Origin of the sequence: Brucella tritici, assembly GCF_008932285.1 — a bacterium.
In the GTDB taxonomy this organism is placed as follows: Bacteria; Pseudomonadota; Alphaproteobacteria; order Rhizobiales; family Rhizobiaceae; genus Brucella; species Brucella tritici.
The window spans coordinates 525,584-541,660 of the sequence record NZ_WBVY01000004.1; the positions used below are offsets into that span (position 1 = coordinate 525,584).

The window sequence follows — 16,077 nt, forward strand, 5'->3', positions numbered from 1 at the left end:
TGGGAACCGGTTTTGCGTTCGGAAATGCGTAAATAAACGGAATCCCGGCGACAAACAGGAGGAACAGTTCCATGAATTCGCCAGCACGCGTCAAGGAAAGAGCAGAAGAACAATCTTCAAGCATGACCACGGATCAGCAGACCGTTATCCGTATGCTCGCCAACGATCTGCATCGCCTCAACTACACCGTCATGAAGGCGGTCGAGGCAGGCGTTTCCGTGGAACTGGTCCGCTCGGCCCGGCATCATGGCGGCGACGGCAACTGGGGCGATCTATTGATCCCAGTCATCGTCACCCACGACAAATGATGATGCTCCCGACCATCGCCGTCGCCGCCATGTTCCTTCATTTCGCGTGCCTTCGGCAGCACGGGAACGGCGACGGCAACTGGGGTGATCTACTGATCCCAGTCATCGTCACCCACGACAAATGATGACAGTCCTCACTCTTGCGCTCGCCGCCATGCTCGCACACTGCGCTTTTGGCAGCGACACAATGTCCAAACTGGCAGTTGCCCGTAAAATTCGATGAAACGGGGTTGATCTGCCAATCGCTTTATGGTCGGATTTCCTCAACTGACCTCCCCGGCTGGCCCTGCCAGTCGGGGCTTTTTTTACATCAGAAGATAATCGACGGGCTGAGGAAGGGCGGGCAGATTTCCCTCACCCAGCGCTTCCCGCAGATTGATTTCGATTGTGTCGGCGATGGCACCGATGGGCAGATCGTTCGGCAGTGTTCCGAACGGCTCCTCCAGCTCATCGCCCAGCGCATCCAGCCCAAAGAAAGTATAGGCCACCAGTGTCGTCGCAAATGGCGTTCCCCAACCGAGCATATCGGCAAAGCCGAACGGTATGAAGAAACAGAACAGATAGGCCGTGCGATGCAGAAGCAGCGTATAGCCGAAGGGAACAGGCGTGAACCGCAACCGCTCGCAGGCCGCCTGAACCTCTGCCAATGCGGACACTGAACTGTCCAGCGTCTGGAAATCGACCGGATGCAGAGCGTCTTTCACACGCATATCCGCCAGAGCAGCACCAAGCCTGCGCAAGATGAAATCGGGCTTGCTGCGGCTTTCCGCCAACGCTTTCCGCTCTTCCGAAGACAACCATTTGTCGTATTTGTGTGAGCCACCGGTTTCCTCTGGCCGAAGATGGCTGACCATGGCCTGCGAAAACGCGATCGCATAACGAAGCAGCTTTTCCCGTCCGCCTTCCAGTCCCGGCACATTCTCCAGCAACAGCGTCTGACGCCCCAGACCGCGCGTCGTATAGACGAGCTTGCCCCAGATTTTGCGAGCCTCCCACCAGCGGTCATAACAGGCGTTGTTGCGGAAACCGAGAAAGATCGAAAGCGCAATACCGAGTAGTGCCAGGGCCGTCCCGTTGTTGACGGCCGGCACCCAGCCGGGAAAAGCGCGATGCGCCCACACAACCAGCACCGACAGAAGGAAAACCGCAAAAATCTGCGGCAGGATACGCAGGATGATGGAGCCCTTGAGAATGAAGAAGAGCTGCCACAAAGGAGGACGCGGGCGAACGATCATTTCAATTGGGTCCGACGAAGATGGGCAAATGCAGCCTATACGCCTTCTTGCAACACACGGCCAGAAGCACCCTGTATTTTCTTACCGTATAAGAGAATACAAAATTCCACTATTCTAAATAGCAGTATTATTTCTCATAAAATTATTCAGACAAATATTATTTTATCAATTTTCATGGGTGAGAAATGTCAATCCAATCCCTGATAGACAATATTGCCTCAAACGCCAATATAAATCCTGGAACCGCCGAGCAGACGGTTGGAATATTGCTCTCCATCATCCAGCATGAAGCTCCGATTGTCGCGCCACAAATATTCAACCTGATTCCCGGTGCGCCTGCACTGGCACGCGCCAATGACGTGCTCAATCCCGAAAATCACCATGCGGATGGCATCCTCGGAACAGTTTCCAATGTCGCAGGAAACTTCGCGGGCGAAAGAATAGGCGCACTAGTCTGTGGTCTGGCGGCGTTGAAATCGACAGGCATGAGCATGGATCAGACCAATCAGGCATTCCTGACGGTCATCCGCCATATAAGGCAAAGGGATCGAGAACTTGCGCGAAAGCTCTTTGCTTTCGTCCCGGCGCTGAAAAGCCACTTCAATATTCCGCAAACTGAATCTTGACTGAAAATTCACCGAACCCCAACAAAGCCGCATCTTATGCATTGACGTCGGCGCACCATTGATGGTCCCTGCATCCCGATCCGGCGCACCAGCCTTCGGGTCGCTTGTAGATGGTTGGTCGTGGAAGCCATAGCGGCTTACCCGTCAACTGCGGTTTGAACCGCCCCTTGTGGGGGCAAGGAATACGGAATTTTCATGTCTGTTCAGTCTCTCATCGACAGTATCGCAACCAAGATCAACATCAATCCGCAGCTTGCAGAAAAGCTGGCCGGTTCGGTGTTTTCCGTGCTGCAGCACAGCGCGCCTGAAATCGGCAACAAGATTTTCGCGCTCCTGCCGGACGCGCAGCAGCTCGCCGCTGCTCACGACGTGCTTGCGTCGAGCACTGGCGGCATCATGGGTGCGCTGTCGGGCCTGATGGACAATGTGGCGGGCGAAAAGATGAGCGCGCTTCTAAAAGCCGCCGCCACGCTTCGTTCCAGCGGCCTCTCCAGCGACCAGATCACCGAAGCAGGCGGACAGGTAATCAACTATGTGCGCGATCACGACCCTAAACTGGTTGACCAGCTGGTAGCGAACGTGCCTGCACTCAAGGGCCATTTCGGCCTCTGATGCATCAAATTTCTTTTGTGTGCGCTTTCTGCGATGGCGCACACAAAAGCTTGCCGGACCCATTTGTCATTGAGGCCGGTCGCAGCTATCATGCCACTATCGAAATCATTTTCTGGTGATTGATGTCTGCTGATACGACGGAAAAGAAGGTTACGCGCGCCCCGCGTCGCCGTACGCCTGCCTATGTCAAATCTCTTCGCGGTGTGAAGAACTGGAAGCAGGCGACCGAATGGCTTGCCTGGCGTGATATCGAAGACATCGAATGCATCACCCCCGATCAGGCCGGGGTTGCCCGCGGCAAGATGATGCCGTCGAAGAAATTCACCTCCAATACCTCGCTGGCATTGCCTTCTGCCGTCTTCATGACGACGATTTCGGGCGATTATCCGGAAGACGGTTACGGCTTCCATTATCCCGAAGACGACGGCGACCTGAGACTGCTGCCTGATCTTTCCACGCTGTCGGCTGTTCCTTGGGAAACCGACCCGACGGCGCAGGTTATCTGCGATCTCGTCTATCAGGACGGGCGTGCCGTCGAGTTCACACCGCGCAATGTTCTGCGCAACGTCGTCGCCGCCTACAGCAAGCGCGGCCTGAAACCGGTCGTTGCCCCTGAAATCGAATTCTATCTGGTTCGCAAAAACCCTGATCCCGACTATCCGCTGACACCGCCTGTCGGTCGGTCGGGCCGCGCCATTGGCGGCGGCCAGGGCTATTCGATTGCTGGCGTCAACGAATTCGACGAACTGATCGACGATATCTATCATTTCTCCGAAGGCCAGGGGCTGGAGATCGACACGCTGATCCACGAAGAAGGCGCTGGCCAGCTTGAGATCAATCTGCGCCATGGCGACCCGGTGGAACTGGCCGATCAGGTATTCATGTTCAAGCGCACGATCCGCGAGGCGGCACTCAAGCACGACATGTATGCCACCTTCATGGCCAAGCCCATTCAGGGCCAGCCCGGTTCGGCAATGCATATCCACCAGTCCATCGTGGACAAGAAGACCGGACGCAACATCTTCACCAATGAGGATGGCAGTGAAAGCGAGGCTTTCCGCCATTTTATCGGCGGCATGCAGCGTCATGTGCCGAATGCGCTCGTCATGTTCGCGCCCTATGTGAACTCCTATCGCCGCCTGACGCCGGATGCTTCCGCACCCGTCAACGTCAAATGGGGTTACGACAACCGCACCACTGCCTTCCGCGTCCCGCGCTCGGACCCCAACGGGCGCCGCGTGGAAAACCGCATCCCCTCCTCCGACGCCAACCCCTATCTCGCGCTGGCGGCTTCGCTTGCCTGCGGCCTGATCGGCCTTGTGAACAAGATTGAAGCTGAACAGCCTGCGACCACCAGCGTCAACACCAAGGAAATCGAGCTGCCTCGCGGCCTGATCGACGCGGTGGAGCTGTTTGAGGAGGACACGGAGCTGCGCAATCTGTTCGGCAGTTCCTTCGTCACGACCTATGCCGCCATCAAGCGCGCCGAGTTCGAAACCTTCATGGAAGTCATCAGCCCGTGGGAACGCGAGTTTTTGTTGCTCAATGTTTAGTCAGGGCAGTAGGGCAGTAGGGCAGTAGGGCAGTAGGGCAGTAGGGCAGTAGGGAAAAGCTAACCGGGGGATCATGGCAGTCAATTCGTATCGCGATCTCCTTGTCTGGCAGCAAGCAATGGAGATGGTCACCTCAATTTACAAGGTGACCGATTGCTGGCCCAAGGAAGAAATCTACGGTTTAACAAGCCAGGTTCGCCGCGCAGCCGTTTCCGTTCCTGCTAATATCGCTGAAGGGTTTGGGCGAGAAAATCGCGGCTCCTACCAGCAATTCCTGCGCATTGCCCAAGGCTCCCTCAAGGAAATGGAAACGCATCTCCTCATCGCCGAAAGGCTTGGCTTCATGCAGAATGAAACAATTAATTCAATGTTGGTGAAAAGCGAAAGCATTGGCAAACTTCTCAGGCTTCTGATCCGGAAACTCTCCGATCAATAACATAATGCCTTATTGCCCTACTGCCTTACTGCCCTAACCACCCGGAGCCGCCAATGCCCTACCAGTCCCCAATCTCACCCGGCTATTCCTGGTACGAGGCGACCATTCCCGACCGACCGCAATATCCCGAGATGGATGGCTCGCGACAGGCCGATGTCGTTGTCATTGGTGGCGGATATACCGGGCTTTCGGCTGCCTATCATCTGGCGAGACAAGGCGTGGATGTCACGCTCATCGACGGAGCGCGGTTCGGCGACGGGGCGTCGGGGCGCAATGGCGGCCAGTTCGGCACCGGCCAGCGCACATGGGCCGAAGACCTTGAAGCGGAATATGGCTTTGAGCGCGCCAAGGCCCTGTTCGACGTTGCAGAAGAAGCCAAGGCCTATCTCCTTGCCTTTGCCGATGAACACGGGATCGACATGGAATATGTGCCCGGCCAGATTTCGGTCGTGCACAAGCCGCGCTATCTGAAGTCATATGAACGCCATGTCGAACTGATGGCGAGCCGCTTCAACTATCAGCATCTGCGTCTGCTCGACCGCACCGAGACGGCGAGCCTGCTCGGTTCAGAGCGCTATTTTGGCGGCGTCTATGACGCAGGCACCGGCCATATCCATCCGCTGAAACTGCTTGTCGGAACTGCAAAAGCCGCGCAAGCGGCAGGCGCAAAGCTGTTTGAAGACACCAGAGCCACCAAAATCAGCACCGCAAGCGGACGGGTCGAGGTCGAAACCAATCGCGGAACCATTGTTGCGAAAAACGCCTTCATCGCCGTCAATGCCTATGGCGGATTGCTTGAGCCGGTCAGCGCATCGCATGTCATGCCGATCCGCTCCTTCATCGGCGCAACGGTGCCGCTCGGCGACGACAGCCCCGTTATTCCGGGTGGTGAATCCATCGACGATTCCCGCTTCGTTGTGCGTTATTTCCGTCGTTCAAAGGACGGCAGGCTGCTGTTCGGCGGGCGCGAAGCCTATACTGCCGATAATCCGCGTGAGATCAGCACGCATATCCGTCGCCAGATCGCGGAAATCTATCCCGCGCTTGCCAATGTCGAGATTACTCATGCCTGGGGCGGTTCGGTCGGCATCACCATGCCGCGCCAGCCTTTTGTCCGCGAAGTGATGCCCGGTGTGATTTCGGCAGGCGGTTATTCCGGCCATGGCGTCATGCTGGCCAACTATATGGGCAAGCTTTACGCGGAAACCGTTGCGGGCAATCGCGACAGGCTGAAACTGTTCGAGGAACTGCGCATTCCCGCCTTTCCCGGCGGTCGCACCTTCCGCTCGCCGCTGCTGTTCCTTGCCTTGTCGTGGTATGCACTGATGGACAGGATTTAGAGCACATCCCGAAAAGTGTGAAACGATTTTCGGAACAAGATGCGCGTATCGATCTGGTTGAATAAGATCGATACGCGCTCTAAGCCGTTACTTCGGCTTGTTCGCTGCGCGTTCCAGCTTGGTCAGCACCTCGATCAGATTGGGGGCAAGCTCGCGTATCTCGGCAAGGTGCGCGGCGCTGAGCCGCTCAAGAACATGCTCAGCTTTGTCGGTCAAAGCCAGTATGTGGCGGCGGCGGTCCGAAGGATCGACCATCCGCATCACCAGATCGGCATCCGCCAGCCTGCCGACCAACTCCGTTGCCGTGTGCGGAGCAATGACAAGCCACTCAGCAAGGTTGCCGACCGTCATCGGCGCGTCAGCCGCATGGGCCTTGATCGCAAGCAGCGCCTGATGCTGTTGCGCTGGAAGCCCTTCGGCTTCCGCAGCCGTTGCACTGAAACTCATGAACCGGCGCAAACGATAACGAAGTTCCGCAAGCGCCTGATAATCGGCTTGTGTCAAAGAATCCGGATTTTGTTTCACAACACGCTTCTTCCCTGACCTCGATATAAACACGCCCGTTCGGCTTTTCCCGAAGGCGCTTTTCAGCAATCCCTTCCCCAATAGCAAGCCGCTCGCCCAAACACAAAGATGGCAATTGATTTATATCGCATTACGATATATTTAACCCGCCGTTTGAGGATGTTGTTTCCCAACCAGTATCCTTGCTGAAGAAGAACAGGAATTTGCTATGGCCCGGCAAAACGAGTTTCGAAGACCGCACGATTTCACCGGCGGCGTGGCGCGCCGCGTCGCAGGTGATTTTACCGCCGACAGGCGAATGCTGCTCCTGATCGCGATGGCGATCGTCATCGGTGCCGCCAGCACCGCTGCCGCCTGGGTTCTTGTGAGCCTGATCGCCCTCGTCACCAATCTGGTCTGGTTTGGCCGCATCAGCATTGACCCGGCAACACTGGCGCATCTTTCGCCATCCTTCTGGATCGTGCTCATCCCCATATTGGGCGGTCTGGCAATCGGGCTGATGGCGCGTTACGGCTCCGAGAAAATTCGCGGGCACGGCATACCGGAAGCGATTGAAGCCATCCTGATCGGTGGCAGTCGCATGTCGCTCAAAGTGGCGATACTGAAGCCACTTTCATCGGCGATCTCGATCGGTACAGGCGGCCCCTTTGGCGCCGAAGGTCCGATCATCATGACGGGCGGGGCCATCGGATCGCTTTTTGCGCAATTGTTCCAGATGAGTTCAGCCGAGCGGAAGACCCTGCTCGTCGCCGGTGCTGCTGCGGGCATGACTGCCATTTTCGGCACGCCCATTGCCGCTGTGATGCTGGGTGTTGAATTGCTGCTCTTCGAGTGGAAGCCCCGCAGCTTTATTCCTGTTGCGGCTGCAGCAGCAGTCGCCCACACAAACCGGCCCTTGTTCTTCGAGACAGGTCCGCTGTTCCAGACCCATTTTCATCTGGTGCTACCCTGGTGGGGGATTTTCGCATGTGCCCTGATCGGCATCGTCGCCGGCCTGCAATCCGGCTTGCTCACGACACTCCTCTACAAGCTGGAGGATGCGTTCGAGCGGTTGCCCGTTCACTGGATGTGGTGGCCGGCAATCGGCGGCATCGCCATCGGCATTGGTGGCCTGATCGAACCACGTGCACTGGGCGTCGGCTATGATCTCATCGACGGTTTCCTCAACGATAAATTCCTGGCAACCACAGTGCTGGTGGTCCTGCTTGTCAAAAGCGCGATCTGGCTCTGCGCTCTGGCATCGGGCACTTCCGGCGGCGTTCTGGCCCCGCTTCTGATCTTCGGCGGCGCGATGGGCTGGCTGCTCGGCCTGATCGTGCCCGGTGGAGAACCGGGCTTCTGGGCACTGCTTGGAATGGCCGCCATGATGGGCGGCACGATGCGCGCGCCGCTGACCGGCACGTTCTTTGCCGTCGAAGTCACCAGCGATTTCGGCCAGATCGTCCCGGTTTTCGTGGCAACGGTGACCGCCTATGCAGTGACTGTTCTTCTGCTCAAGCGTTCCATCCTGACGGAGAAAATTGCGCGGCGCGGACAGCACATCACCCGCGAATATGGCGTAAGCCCGTTCGAATCTGCTCGTGTGCATGAAGTCATGGTGACGAATGTGGACACGCTGCCCGCAAGCATGACCGTGCAGGAAGCCTCAGCCTTTTTTGCTTCGGAAGCAGCACGGCATCGCCTTTACCCGGTCATCGACAACGACCGGATACTGATCGGCGTCGTGACGCGCGCCGATGCGCTGGAATGGCAGCGGAAGACAGAACTGTCCAGCCAGACGCTTGCAGATGCCGTTTCCGACACCTCCACACCTGTCGGCCATCAGGACGACAGCGTGGCGTTCATCACCGACATGATGATCGCAACTGATTGCGGACGTATCCCGATCGTGACGCGCGACGGAAAGCTCTGCGGACTGGTCAGCCGAAAAGATCTCCTGCAACTGAGAGGCCAGATCAATGGCAGCGAAACGGAACGAAAGTCCTTCCTGCGCGCTGCGGAAGCTGGCTGAATCCGCTTGATAAAAGAAAAGCGGGGCACCTTCCGGCACCCCGCCTTTCTTACCACCGCCCGGTATTGCTCATTACTTTACGCTACACTTTCGCCCGTTTTCGCTGCCAGACGTTGATAGGTTTCCTCAACCACGTCGCGCAGCGGAAAAATGCCGCTCATGCACAACAATGCATGCATATGCTGGCGAGCACCTTCATAACCCATCAGCGGCGCATAGGGCCGCATGATGATATTGGCTTCATCTGGATATAATTCCTGATACTCGGCAAAGTTGGTGAAGCTCTTATAGCTGTCGCCGTGCATCAGATAGGTTTCGACGGCAGCCCCTTCAGCCAATACTGCTTCATGACTGTCGAGAACAATATTGTAATAGTCGATAGCCGTATCCATCGACACGCGCGCTATGCTCTGGCCATTAACCAGATCCTTCACGCGGATCAGGACGCCATCGATAAGCAGCGCGTGATTGGGCGAGAGATAGAGGTCGCGCTGCGGGGTTTTGCTGTCGATGGCATAGCGCTTGATACGGATCGGCATCACGCTTTCATTCCAAACCACGCCGCCTTTTCTGTGGCTCTGCCAGCCGATCCACTTGACCGGACGCGTTTCGCCACGGGCCGTAGTTACGAGGTCGCCGACGGACAATGTCTCCACCGCCACCGGACCCATCGGCGTTTCGATCAGCGTGCCTTTCAACAGGCAATTGGAGCCGCCACCATGACCACCGCCGTGGCCGCCATGCCACCACTTGTTGCCAAGGGCCTGCGACGGACGTGACGACACCGTTGAAGCAAACACACCCAGTGCCGCGACCTTGGCGGCAGTGGCCGCTGTAAGACCCAGAAAATGCCGTCGCGCACGACTGCGCGGCGAATGCGCATTCTTTCCTGAAGACATGTATCCCTCCGCTCTTCTCGTTACGGCACCGGCCTGAAAATCAGCGTGGATTTCTAGCAAAGCACGATGCGCAGCTTCAAAATCTGAAGCGTCGTTCCGTGTTGCCCGGACCAGCGGCGCTTCGATACTTTGCCCCAAGTTAACGTAACTGATCTTAGCCGATCCCGACCCCGAAAAGATTCCGGCAATCAGGCCATAAGGCTTCTCGAATAGGCGTAAGCCCTACCTCGAAAGACGGAGGGTTTTTGCCAATCCCGGCCGCGTGAAGCCTGATCGAGGTTAAGCGGCCAGATACATTTCTCCTATTGCGTGCAAGCAGAAAAATACTAACCTTCCAGCCATGGCATAGCGAGTCTATGTCGGGGCTTGGAAGGAATTACGAATGAAAAAGAAACTGATTGTTGTGGCCGCCGTGATGGCCGCAATGGCAACGCCTGCGCTGTCGGCAGATCTCGGCGTGTCGTTCCAGTGGGGACCGACGAAGAAATGCTTCGATTCAAAATCGCCGCCGTTCAACATCACCGGCGTTCCAAAGGAAACGAAAACGCTGACGTTTCACATGGTGGATCGCAATGCCATGGATTTTCAGCATGGCGGCGGCAAGGTGGCTTATAATGGCAAGGCCGCTATTCCCTATGGCGCATTCCGCTATAAGGGGCCCTGCCCTCCGGGCGGTTCCCATAACTATTCGTGGACGGTGAAGGCACTCGACGCCAGTGGCAAAACGCTTGCCGAGGGTAAAGCCGCGAAGATGTTCCCGTAAGGGCTTCATCGTGTGCCAAGGGAAGCTGTTGACATGCGCCCGAAGCAGGAATAGCTAGACGGCATGAACAAAGCACTCATCAGCACCCGGTCTTATTACGCCCCGCTCATATAGCGGCGGGTTTGCTTTGTCATAGTTCAACCGCTGCATTGCCAGCGGTTGAGTTTCAAGGACAGCACCTCTGGCCATGCGGCCCTAAAGAGGTCAGTCCATGTCTCGCGACAACAATCAGCATATGAAAATTGGCATTATCGGCTTTGGCGCATTCGGGCAGCTTATCGCCCGTCACCTGAACCCGTATTTCCAGTTATATGCTTACGACCCTGCCGCAGACATCGAACGGGCGGCGCTGATGCATGGCGTCCCCCTGACCTCTCTGGAAAAGGTCGCCCTCTGCGAGATCGTCATCCTTGCAACGCCGGTCGCAACGCTTGAGCGCGTGGTGGCAATGATCGCCCCGCATCTGCGCCCCGGCACGCTTGTTCTCGATGTCGGCTCGGTCAAGGTCGGGCCAGCCGATACCATGCGGCGCGGCCTGCCTGCGCATGTCGATATTGTCGCCACACATCCGCTCTTCGGTCCGCAGAGTGCGCGCGACGGCATTGTCGGACTGAAAATCGCCGTCTGCCCTGTGCGCGGCACGCGATTCCATCGTGTTGCCGCTTTCCTGAAAAGGAAACTTGCGCTCGATGTCATCATAACGACGCCGGAAGATCATGACCGCGAGGCGGCAATGGTTCAGGGGCTGACGCATCTGATCGCCAAGGTTCTGGTGCAGATGGAGCCGCTACCAACCCGCATGACAACAAAGAGCTTCGACCTTCTGATGCAGGCGGTCGGCATGGTTCGCCATGATGCGCCGGAAGTGTTTCAGGCCATAGAACATGCCAATCCCTATGCTCCGCAGGTGCGCAGGCGTTTCTTTGAACTGGCAGATCGTGTCAATGCGGAACTGGCGCGGCCCGATCCGTTCATTGCCGCAGAGGAGGAGGCTACAGGGGCATTTCGGAAGTCTGCTTGACCGTCTGGCTTGGCACGTCGGTCTTCAGGTTCTGAACGCCCTTGATCCGGCTCAGATATTCCGACTGGAAGCGGCGGTAATCCTCGATATCCGCCGCAACCACCCGGATCATCGCATCATAATCGCCGAGCATGAAATAGCATTCGAGCACCTGCGGCAGCTTCAATATCTCCTTGGCGAAGGTCTGAAGCGTTTCCTCGTCCTGCTTGTCCAGCCGGATGCGTGTGAAGAAAGTCAGCCCCTTGCCGACCTTGGCTGGGTTCAGCACGGCGACATAACGGTCGATCACGCCCGCCTCTTCCAGAAGCTTCACCCGCCGCAGGCATGGAGACGGCGAAAGACCGACCTCGCGTGCGAGATCATTATTGGCGATGCGGCCATCGCGTTGCAGCACGCGCAGAATCCGCTTGTCGATCTCATCCAGCTTCATTGGCGCTCGATTCCATTTATGCCACTCTTATTGGCATTCCCTGCCAAATATTGATGCATGAGGGCATAATTCGCAACCAAATTGCTCGCGATATTGGTTATAGTCGCGAAACTTCTCAAGCAAACACGCAAGAGACTGAGCAAAGGGCAACCAGTTACCGGTTGGTCAACGGGAATTTTATGGATATTTCACAGGCCTATGTGCCTCAAAAAAGCAGATCCGGGCGCGGCTCGGAATTCCGTCGCGGGGCCGCAGCCGGCCTGCCGGTTCTGCTTGGCATCATTCCCTATGCTCTGGTTCTGGGCGCGCAGGCCGCACAAAAGGGCCTTAGCGTCATTGAAGTCCCCATGATGACCGGACTGAACTTTGCAGGTGGATCGGAATTTGCAGCCATCCAGCTCTGGACCTCGCCGCCGCATGTCCTCCTGATTGTTGCGATCACCTTTCTGGTCAACAGCCGCCATTTGCTGATGGGCGCGGCTCTGGCACCCTTCATCCGCCACCTGCCCAAGCGCAAGGCTTTTGCGAGCCTGTTTCTAATGTGCGATGAAAGCTGGGCGCTCGGCCTTGCGGATGCCAAACGTCGCCAGTCGAAAGGCGTCAATCCGGCGCTGAGCCTCACCTTCTATGCCGGTGTGGCCATTCCTTTCTATCTCGCCTGGGTCGTCTTCACGACGCTTGGCGCAGCCTTCGGGCCGATGATGGGAGACCTGCGCCCCTATGGTTTCGACATGGCATTCCCGGCAGTGTTTCTGGTTCTGCTGGCAGGCATGTGGAAAGGTTTTGCGGCAGCACGCCCATGGCTGGTCAGCCTTGTGGTGGCCGCGCTGACCTATCTCACCATTCCTGGCGCCTGGTATGTCGCCGCCGGTGCCTTGTCCGGTCTTGTTGCAGCCTATCTGCTGGCAGGTGAAGAATGATCGATCCATTGGCTGTTCTGACCATCGTTTTGATGGCAAGTGTCACCTATCTCACGCGGATCGGCGGCTATGTACTGCTGCGCAACCGCACGCTCAGCAAGCGTGCGACGGCGGTGATGGAAGCCGCCCCCGGCTGTGTTCTGATTTCGGTCATCGCGCCCGATTTCGTGTCCGACAAGCCTGCCGACCTGATCGCGCTTGCAATCACTATCTTCGCTGCGACGCGCTTTTCCATGCTGCCAACCGTGCTGATCGGCATTGGCGCGGCAGGCGCCTGCCGCTACCTGATCGGGTAAAGCATGTCTCCAAAAAGCGGGACCAGGTATCGCTCAGTGCAGATGCTTTAGCTTGTCCGGGTTGCGGACCACATAGATGCCGACAATCTTGCCGTCCTCAATATCGAGAGCTGTCGTCTGGATTTCGCCATCGGCTTCACGCGTGATGATGCCGGGCAAACCATTGATGAACACCGTACGCAAAAGCGTAGACTGGTTGCCACGGAAATAGCCCGCCAGTTTCTCGTGGGTTTTCATCACCTCTTCGAAGCCGAAAACAGGCTTCGGGAAAGCCGGGCGCTTGCCGCCACCATCGGCCTGAAGGTTGACATCGGCTGCCAGCATCGCACCAAGTGCATTCATATCGCCGCTGCGCGACGCCGTGAAAAAGGCCTGCGCCAGTTCGAGCCCACGCTGTTTGTCGACCTGAAAACGGGGGCGCTCCTCGCGCACATGCTTGCGTGCCCGCGCAGCAAGCTGGCGGCAGGCCGCAGCATCGCGCTGGATTGTTTTGGCTATCTCGTCGAAATCCAGCCCGAAGACATCGTGCAGCAGGAAGGCGGCGCGTTCCAGCGGCGAGAGCCGCTCCAGCGCCAGCATGAGCGGAAGGGTAACATCGTCATCCGCGTCCTCTTCGACAACCGGATCGGGAATCCACGGCCCGAAATAGGTTTCGCGCTGGTTGCGCCCGGATTTCAGAAAATCAAGGCACAGGCGGGTTACGGTGCGGCGCAGAAAGGCTTCCGGCTCACGCACCTCGCTGCGGTCGGCGTTCATCCAACGGATGAACGCCTCTTGCACCATATCCTCGGCATCGGCGACCGATCCCAACATGCGATAGGCAACACGGATCAGTTTCGGGCGCAGCGGATCGAAGCTTTCGGCTGCATCGCCTTGCGAGGATATGTCGACCATCAGACGGCTGCCTTTACTGCCGGCTTCTTGGCTTCCGGTTCGAACCAGAGACCAAAGCCAACCGCCATGCGGTTCCATCCATTGATGATGTTGATCATCAGCGTAAGGTTCACTTGCTCCTCCTCAGTGAACTGTGCCTGCATGGCAGTGCGGGCGTCTTCCAGATCATGGCCTTGCGACAGGCGGGTCAGCGCGTCGACCCATCCCAGAGCCGCACGTTCGCGCTCAGAGTAGCACGGTGCTTCCCGCCATGCCGATAACAAATAGATGCGTTGTTCGGTCTCGCCAAGAGAGCGTGCTTCAAGCGTATGCATATTGATGCAATTGGCGCAGGCGTTAATCTGCGAGGAGCGGATTTTGACAAGCTCGATCAGGCTCGCTTCCAGACTGGATGCGATCGTCATCGAAGCGTTCATCCAGGACTTCATCGTGGCAGGGGCAACATTGAACGGGTTGAGCAGAGGGGTCATGGTATCGTTCCTTTCGGTTCAAGGGGTTCGATAGACATGACGAGACAGCAATGCCGTATGTGACATTCGGCAGAAAAAAATTTTGAATGCATAGAGATTTCGGCTTTCGTGCGCCATCCGCTGGTTCTGTCTGTTCCATAGTTATCGCTTGCCGAACCCGACCAAAGCGCGTGACACGCACCTCCCATGAAAGCCAGCGGGGCGATTATTTGCGGTCGGCTCGTAAGTACCAAATAAAGCGCATGCGGTCACGGACGTTGCCACCGGTAGCTTCGTAAGCCGCAAAAGGGTCGGCAAATGCTTTGCGCCCTTCTTCGATAAAATCGTAGCGACGGCTGATATCAACCATCTGGTGGCGTGCAGCTGTTGCGGAGAGTGCAACGCGCTCGGCCCAGGTTAAGCCGTATGGCTCGCCTATTAACGCATTTACCTCTACCCAATAACATTCGCAGGTACCTTCCGGCATGAGGAATTGCAGTTGCCCACCAACGTTGAGAAGGCCCAATTTCTCGGCTGCATCGATCACCAGAGGTATCGTTTCAGGTTGCCAGCCCCATTCACCGCCGCTGCGGCAAGCAGCAGATCGCAGCGTGTCCGGGAGGAACATCTCAGGGGCACCTTTCATGCGGCAAGGCTATACATCTTCCATAAGTGGTCAACATCTGATTCAGTGTCGGCATGAAACTAAGTCAGACCAATCTGTGGATCCCTCTCCTGCCCCCTCCTTCGCTCCACTCGCTTCTTCCTCCGTTTCCCGATCCGTCTCTCCTTTCTCAGCGTCCCCGCTCCTTTCTTGTTCTCCTCAGCCTGATCTCCACAACCTGCCTCCCTACCCCTTCCCCCCTTTCCTCTCCTTCACCTTCCTGACTTTCCACTTACGTTGACAACATACCAACTGGTCGGTATTATTTGGTAGAAGGTTTTAACCCGGCTATTTCGGATCAGCTTGCTGGAAAGAGGCAGCAGAAGACTGCAACCGGAACCGGGAGGCATCGGTTTACATCCGGGGGAATGAACGCGACATTGAGGAGGAGCCATTATGAAAAATGCGTCCACCAGCAGCAACAGTCCGGCACGTCCCGTCATCACCGCATTTGAAAATTCGCCTGATCGCGGCCGGGGAATGGCGCGGGACATGCCTGTTCGATGGGCGCTTGAAGAGACCGGGCAGGACTATGACGTGCGCCTCGTCTCGTTTAAGGCGATGAAAGCCAGCCCCCATCTCGATCTTCAACCCTTCGGGCAGATCCCCACCTATGAAGAGGGCGACCTGGCGCTGTTCGAATCCGGCGCGATCGTGCTTCATATTGCGGAACAGAACCCCGGCCTTCTGCCAGATGACGCCAATGGCCGGGCACGCGCCATCACATGGATGTTCGCCGCGCACAACACCATCGAACCGGTAATCATCGAGCGGGAAACGGCCGGCTTCGTGGAACGGCAGGAAAGCTGGCACGAGCAGCGTATGCCCATCATGGAAGCGCGTATCCGCAAAAGACTGGATGCACTTTCCGCCCGTCTCGGCAGCAATGACTGGCTGGATGGAGCTTTCAGTGCCGGTGATCTTTTGATGGTCACCGTGCTGCGAAGGCTAAAGAGTTCAGGCATATTGAACGACTACCCGAACCTTGCAGCCTATGTCGCGCGCGGCGAAGGCCGCCCTGCCTTCAAGCGTGCCTATGACGCCCAGCACGCGGTTTTCCTCGCCATATCGAAAGATTGAGCCTGTCCCGGCTGC

The 16,077-nt window shown here is 57.1% G+C and carries 19 protein-coding genes; 12 read left to right on the forward strand and 7 right to left on the reverse strand.

Features of this window, described 5'->3' with window-relative positions; all coding sequences use genetic code 11:
* Nucleotides 1-71 precede the first annotated feature (71 nt).
* On the forward strand, nucleotides 72-308 hold the full coding sequence (locus tag F9K94_RS16965) for an SMc00767 family acetate metabolism repressor (RefSeq protein ID WP_010659117.1): 237 nt from the start codon (nucleotides 72-74) through the stop codon (nucleotides 306-308).
* Nucleotides 309-613: 305 nt separating this feature from the next.
* On the opposite strand, the gene F9K94_RS16970 is transcribed toward F9K94_RS16965, so the two are convergent.
* Nucleotides 614-1,543, reverse strand: a complete 930-nt coding sequence (locus tag F9K94_RS16970; protein ID WP_151647117.1) for a bestrophin family protein — start codon at nucleotides 1,541-1,543, stop codon at nucleotides 614-616.
* 185 nt (nucleotides 1,544-1,728) lie between these two features.
* Here F9K94_RS16970 and F9K94_RS16975 point away from each other — a divergent pair, with 185 nt between their 5' ends.
* The 5 genes from F9K94_RS16975 to F9K94_RS16995 all read left to right on the forward strand — a co-directional run bounded on the left by F9K94_RS16975 (nucleotide 1,729) and on the right by F9K94_RS16995 (nucleotide 6,110).
* Nucleotides 1,729-2,169 (forward strand): hypothetical protein, encoded by a 441-nt coding sequence (locus F9K94_RS16975; protein WP_151647119.1) that lies wholly within the window; start codon nucleotides 1,729-1,731, stop codon nucleotides 2,167-2,169.
* 195 nt (nucleotides 2,170-2,364) lie between these two features.
* Nucleotides 2,365-2,781 (forward strand): DUF2267 domain-containing protein, encoded by a 417-nt coding sequence (locus tag F9K94_RS16980; protein WP_151647121.1) that lies wholly within the window; start codon nucleotides 2,365-2,367, stop codon nucleotides 2,779-2,781.
* Nucleotides 2,782-2,903: 122 nt separating this feature from the next.
* Nucleotides 2,904-4,334 carry a glutamine synthetase family protein gene (locus tag F9K94_RS16985; RefSeq protein WP_061346947.1) on the forward strand — a complete coding sequence of 477 codons (1,431 nt, stop codon included), beginning with the start codon at nucleotides 2,904-2,906 and terminating at the stop codon, nucleotides 4,332-4,334.
* 73 nt (nucleotides 4,335-4,407) lie between these two features.
* Entirely contained in the window at nucleotides 4,408-4,770 is a 363-nt protein-coding gene (locus F9K94_RS16990) for a four helix bundle protein (RefSeq protein WP_109989539.1), read from the forward strand.
* Nucleotides 4,771-4,823: 53 nt separating this feature from the next.
* On the forward strand, nucleotides 4,824-6,110 hold the full coding sequence (locus tag F9K94_RS16995) for an NAD(P)/FAD-dependent oxidoreductase (protein ID WP_151647123.1): 1,287 nt from the start codon (nucleotides 4,824-4,826) through the stop codon (nucleotides 6,108-6,110).
* An 87-nt stretch (nucleotides 6,111-6,197) separates the two neighbouring features.
* Here F9K94_RS16995 and F9K94_RS17000 read toward each other — a convergent pair whose 3' ends face one another.
* Nucleotides 6,198-6,557: a MarR family winged helix-turn-helix transcriptional regulator gene (locus F9K94_RS17000; RefSeq protein WP_235920654.1), complete on the reverse strand. Its 360-nt coding sequence runs from the start codon at nucleotides 6,555-6,557 to the stop codon at nucleotides 6,198-6,200.
* Nucleotides 6,558-6,843: 286 nt separating this feature from the next.
* On the opposite strand from F9K94_RS17000, the gene F9K94_RS17005 reads away from it, so the two are divergent.
* On the forward strand, nucleotides 6,844-8,646 hold the full coding sequence (locus F9K94_RS17005; protein WP_151647125.1) for a chloride channel protein: 1,803 nt from the start codon (nucleotides 6,844-6,846) through the stop codon (nucleotides 8,644-8,646).
* A 77-nt stretch (nucleotides 8,647-8,723) separates the two neighbouring features.
* Here the strand turns inward: F9K94_RS17005 and F9K94_RS17010 are convergent, their stop codons facing one another.
* The gene (locus F9K94_RS17010) at nucleotides 8,724-9,545 is read right to left on the reverse strand and encodes a Hint domain-containing protein (RefSeq protein WP_151647127.1); all 822 of its coding nucleotides are present in this window, start codon (nucleotides 9,543-9,545) and stop codon (nucleotides 8,724-8,726) included.
* Nucleotides 9,546-9,927: 382 nt separating this feature from the next.
* On the opposite strand from F9K94_RS17010, the gene F9K94_RS17015 reads away from it, so the two are divergent.
* Nucleotides 9,928-10,308: a YbhB/YbcL family Raf kinase inhibitor-like protein gene (locus tag F9K94_RS17015; RefSeq protein WP_235813510.1), complete on the forward strand. Its 381-nt coding sequence runs from the start codon at nucleotides 9,928-9,930 to the stop codon at nucleotides 10,306-10,308.
* Nucleotides 10,309-10,519: 211 nt separating this feature from the next.
* A complete protein-coding gene (locus tag F9K94_RS17020; RefSeq protein WP_151647129.1) occupies nucleotides 10,520-11,329 on the forward strand; it encodes a prephenate dehydrogenase in 810 nt (269 codons plus the stop codon).
* Here F9K94_RS17020 and F9K94_RS17025 read toward each other — a convergent pair.
* The gene (locus F9K94_RS17025) at nucleotides 11,301-11,759 is read right to left on the reverse strand and encodes an Lrp/AsnC family transcriptional regulator (protein ID WP_061346941.1); all 459 of its coding nucleotides are present in this window, start codon (nucleotides 11,757-11,759) and stop codon (nucleotides 11,301-11,303) included. The genes F9K94_RS17020 and F9K94_RS17025 overlap by 29 nt on opposite strands.
* 179 nt (nucleotides 11,760-11,938) lie before the next feature.
* Here F9K94_RS17025 and F9K94_RS17030 point away from each other — a divergent pair, with 179 nt between their 5' ends.
* Both F9K94_RS17030 and F9K94_RS17035 read left to right on the forward strand, forming a co-directional pair.
* On the forward strand, nucleotides 11,939-12,679 hold the full coding sequence (locus F9K94_RS17030; RefSeq protein ID WP_061346940.1) for an AzlC family ABC transporter permease: 741 nt from the start codon (nucleotides 11,939-11,941) through the stop codon (nucleotides 12,677-12,679).
* Nucleotides 12,676-12,975, forward strand: coding sequence for an AzlD family protein (locus F9K94_RS17035; RefSeq protein WP_010659133.1), 300 nt, complete (start codon nucleotides 12,676-12,678; stop codon nucleotides 12,973-12,975). The genes F9K94_RS17030 and F9K94_RS17035 overlap by 4 nt, the downstream gene beginning before the upstream one ends.
* A 33-nt stretch (nucleotides 12,976-13,008) precedes the next feature.
* On the opposite strand, the gene F9K94_RS17040 is transcribed toward F9K94_RS17035, so the two are convergent.
* From F9K94_RS17040 to F9K94_RS17050, 3 genes are all read right to left on the reverse strand, one after another.
* Nucleotides 13,009-13,869: a sigma-70 family RNA polymerase sigma factor gene (locus tag F9K94_RS17040; RefSeq protein WP_061346939.1), complete on the reverse strand. Its 861-nt coding sequence runs from the start codon at nucleotides 13,867-13,869 to the stop codon at nucleotides 13,009-13,011.
* The gene (locus tag F9K94_RS17045; RefSeq protein WP_151647131.1) at nucleotides 13,869-14,339 is read right to left on the reverse strand and encodes a carboxymuconolactone decarboxylase family protein; all 471 of its coding nucleotides are present in this window, start codon (nucleotides 14,337-14,339) and stop codon (nucleotides 13,869-13,871) included. Before F9K94_RS17045 ends, F9K94_RS17040 begins: the two co-directional genes overlap by 1 nt.
* Before the next feature lie 205 nt (nucleotides 14,340-14,544).
* Nucleotides 14,545-14,946, reverse strand: a complete 402-nt coding sequence (locus tag F9K94_RS17050) for a hypothetical protein (RefSeq protein ID WP_151647133.1) — start codon at nucleotides 14,944-14,946, stop codon at nucleotides 14,545-14,547.
* A gap of 432 nt (nucleotides 14,947-15,378) precedes the next feature.
* On the opposite strand from F9K94_RS17050, the gene F9K94_RS17055 reads away from it, so the two are divergent.
* Entirely contained in the window at nucleotides 15,379-16,062 is a 684-nt protein-coding gene (locus tag F9K94_RS17055; protein WP_151647135.1) for a glutathione S-transferase family protein, read from the forward strand.
* Nucleotides 16,063-16,077 lie beyond the last annotated feature (15 nt).

Coding starts and splice junctions, on each gene's coding strand:
- F9K94_RS16965 (WP_010659117.1), top strand. CDS start 72: ATGAATTCGCCAGCACGCGTCAAGGAAAGAGCAGAAGAACAATCTTCA.
- F9K94_RS16970 (WP_151647117.1), bottom strand. CDS start 1,543: ATGATCGTTCGCCCGCGTCCTCCTTTGTGGCAGCTCTTCTTCATTCTC.
- F9K94_RS16975 (WP_151647119.1), top strand. CDS start 1,729: ATGTCAATCCAATCCCTGATAGACAATATTGCCTCAAACGCCAATATA.
- F9K94_RS16980 (WP_151647121.1), top strand. CDS start 2,365: ATGTCTGTTCAGTCTCTCATCGACAGTATCGCAACCAAGATCAACATC.
- F9K94_RS16985 (WP_061346947.1), top strand. CDS start 2,904: ATGTCTGCTGATACGACGGAAAAGAAGGTTACGCGCGCCCCGCGTCGC.
- F9K94_RS16990 (WP_109989539.1), top strand. CDS start 4,408: ATGGCAGTCAATTCGTATCGCGATCTCCTTGTCTGGCAGCAAGCAATG.
- F9K94_RS16995 (WP_151647123.1), top strand. CDS start 4,824: ATGCCCTACCAGTCCCCAATCTCACCCGGCTATTCCTGGTACGAGGCG.
- F9K94_RS17000 (WP_235920654.1), bottom strand. CDS start 6,557: ATGAGTTTCAGTGCAACGGCTGCGGAAGCCGAAGGGCTTCCAGCGCAA.
- F9K94_RS17005 (WP_151647125.1), top strand. CDS start 6,844: ATGGCCCGGCAAAACGAGTTTCGAAGACCGCACGATTTCACCGGCGGC.
- F9K94_RS17010 (WP_151647127.1), bottom strand. CDS start 9,545: ATGTCTTCAGGAAAGAATGCGCATTCGCCGCGCAGTCGTGCGCGACGG.
- F9K94_RS17015 (WP_235813510.1), top strand. CDS start 9,928: ATGAAAAAGAAACTGATTGTTGTGGCCGCCGTGATGGCCGCAATGGCA.
- F9K94_RS17020 (WP_151647129.1), top strand. CDS start 10,520: ATGTCTCGCGACAACAATCAGCATATGAAAATTGGCATTATCGGCTTT.
- F9K94_RS17025 (WP_061346941.1), bottom strand. CDS start 11,759: ATGAAGCTGGATGAGATCGACAAGCGGATTCTGCGCGTGCTGCAACGC.
- F9K94_RS17030 (WP_061346940.1), top strand. CDS start 11,939: ATGGATATTTCACAGGCCTATGTGCCTCAAAAAAGCAGATCCGGGCGC.
- F9K94_RS17035 (WP_010659133.1), top strand. CDS start 12,676: ATGATCGATCCATTGGCTGTTCTGACCATCGTTTTGATGGCAAGTGTC.
- F9K94_RS17040 (WP_061346939.1), bottom strand. CDS start 13,869: ATGGTCGACATATCCTCGCAAGGCGATGCAGCCGAAAGCTTCGATCCG.
- F9K94_RS17045 (WP_151647131.1), bottom strand. CDS start 14,339: ATGACCCCTCTGCTCAACCCGTTCAATGTTGCCCCTGCCACGATGAAG.
- F9K94_RS17050 (WP_151647133.1), bottom strand. CDS start 14,946: ATGTTCCTCCCGGACACGCTGCGATCTGCTGCTTGCCGCAGCGGCGGT.
- F9K94_RS17055 (WP_151647135.1), top strand. CDS start 15,379: ATGAAAAATGCGTCCACCAGCAGCAACAGTCCGGCACGTCCCGTCATC.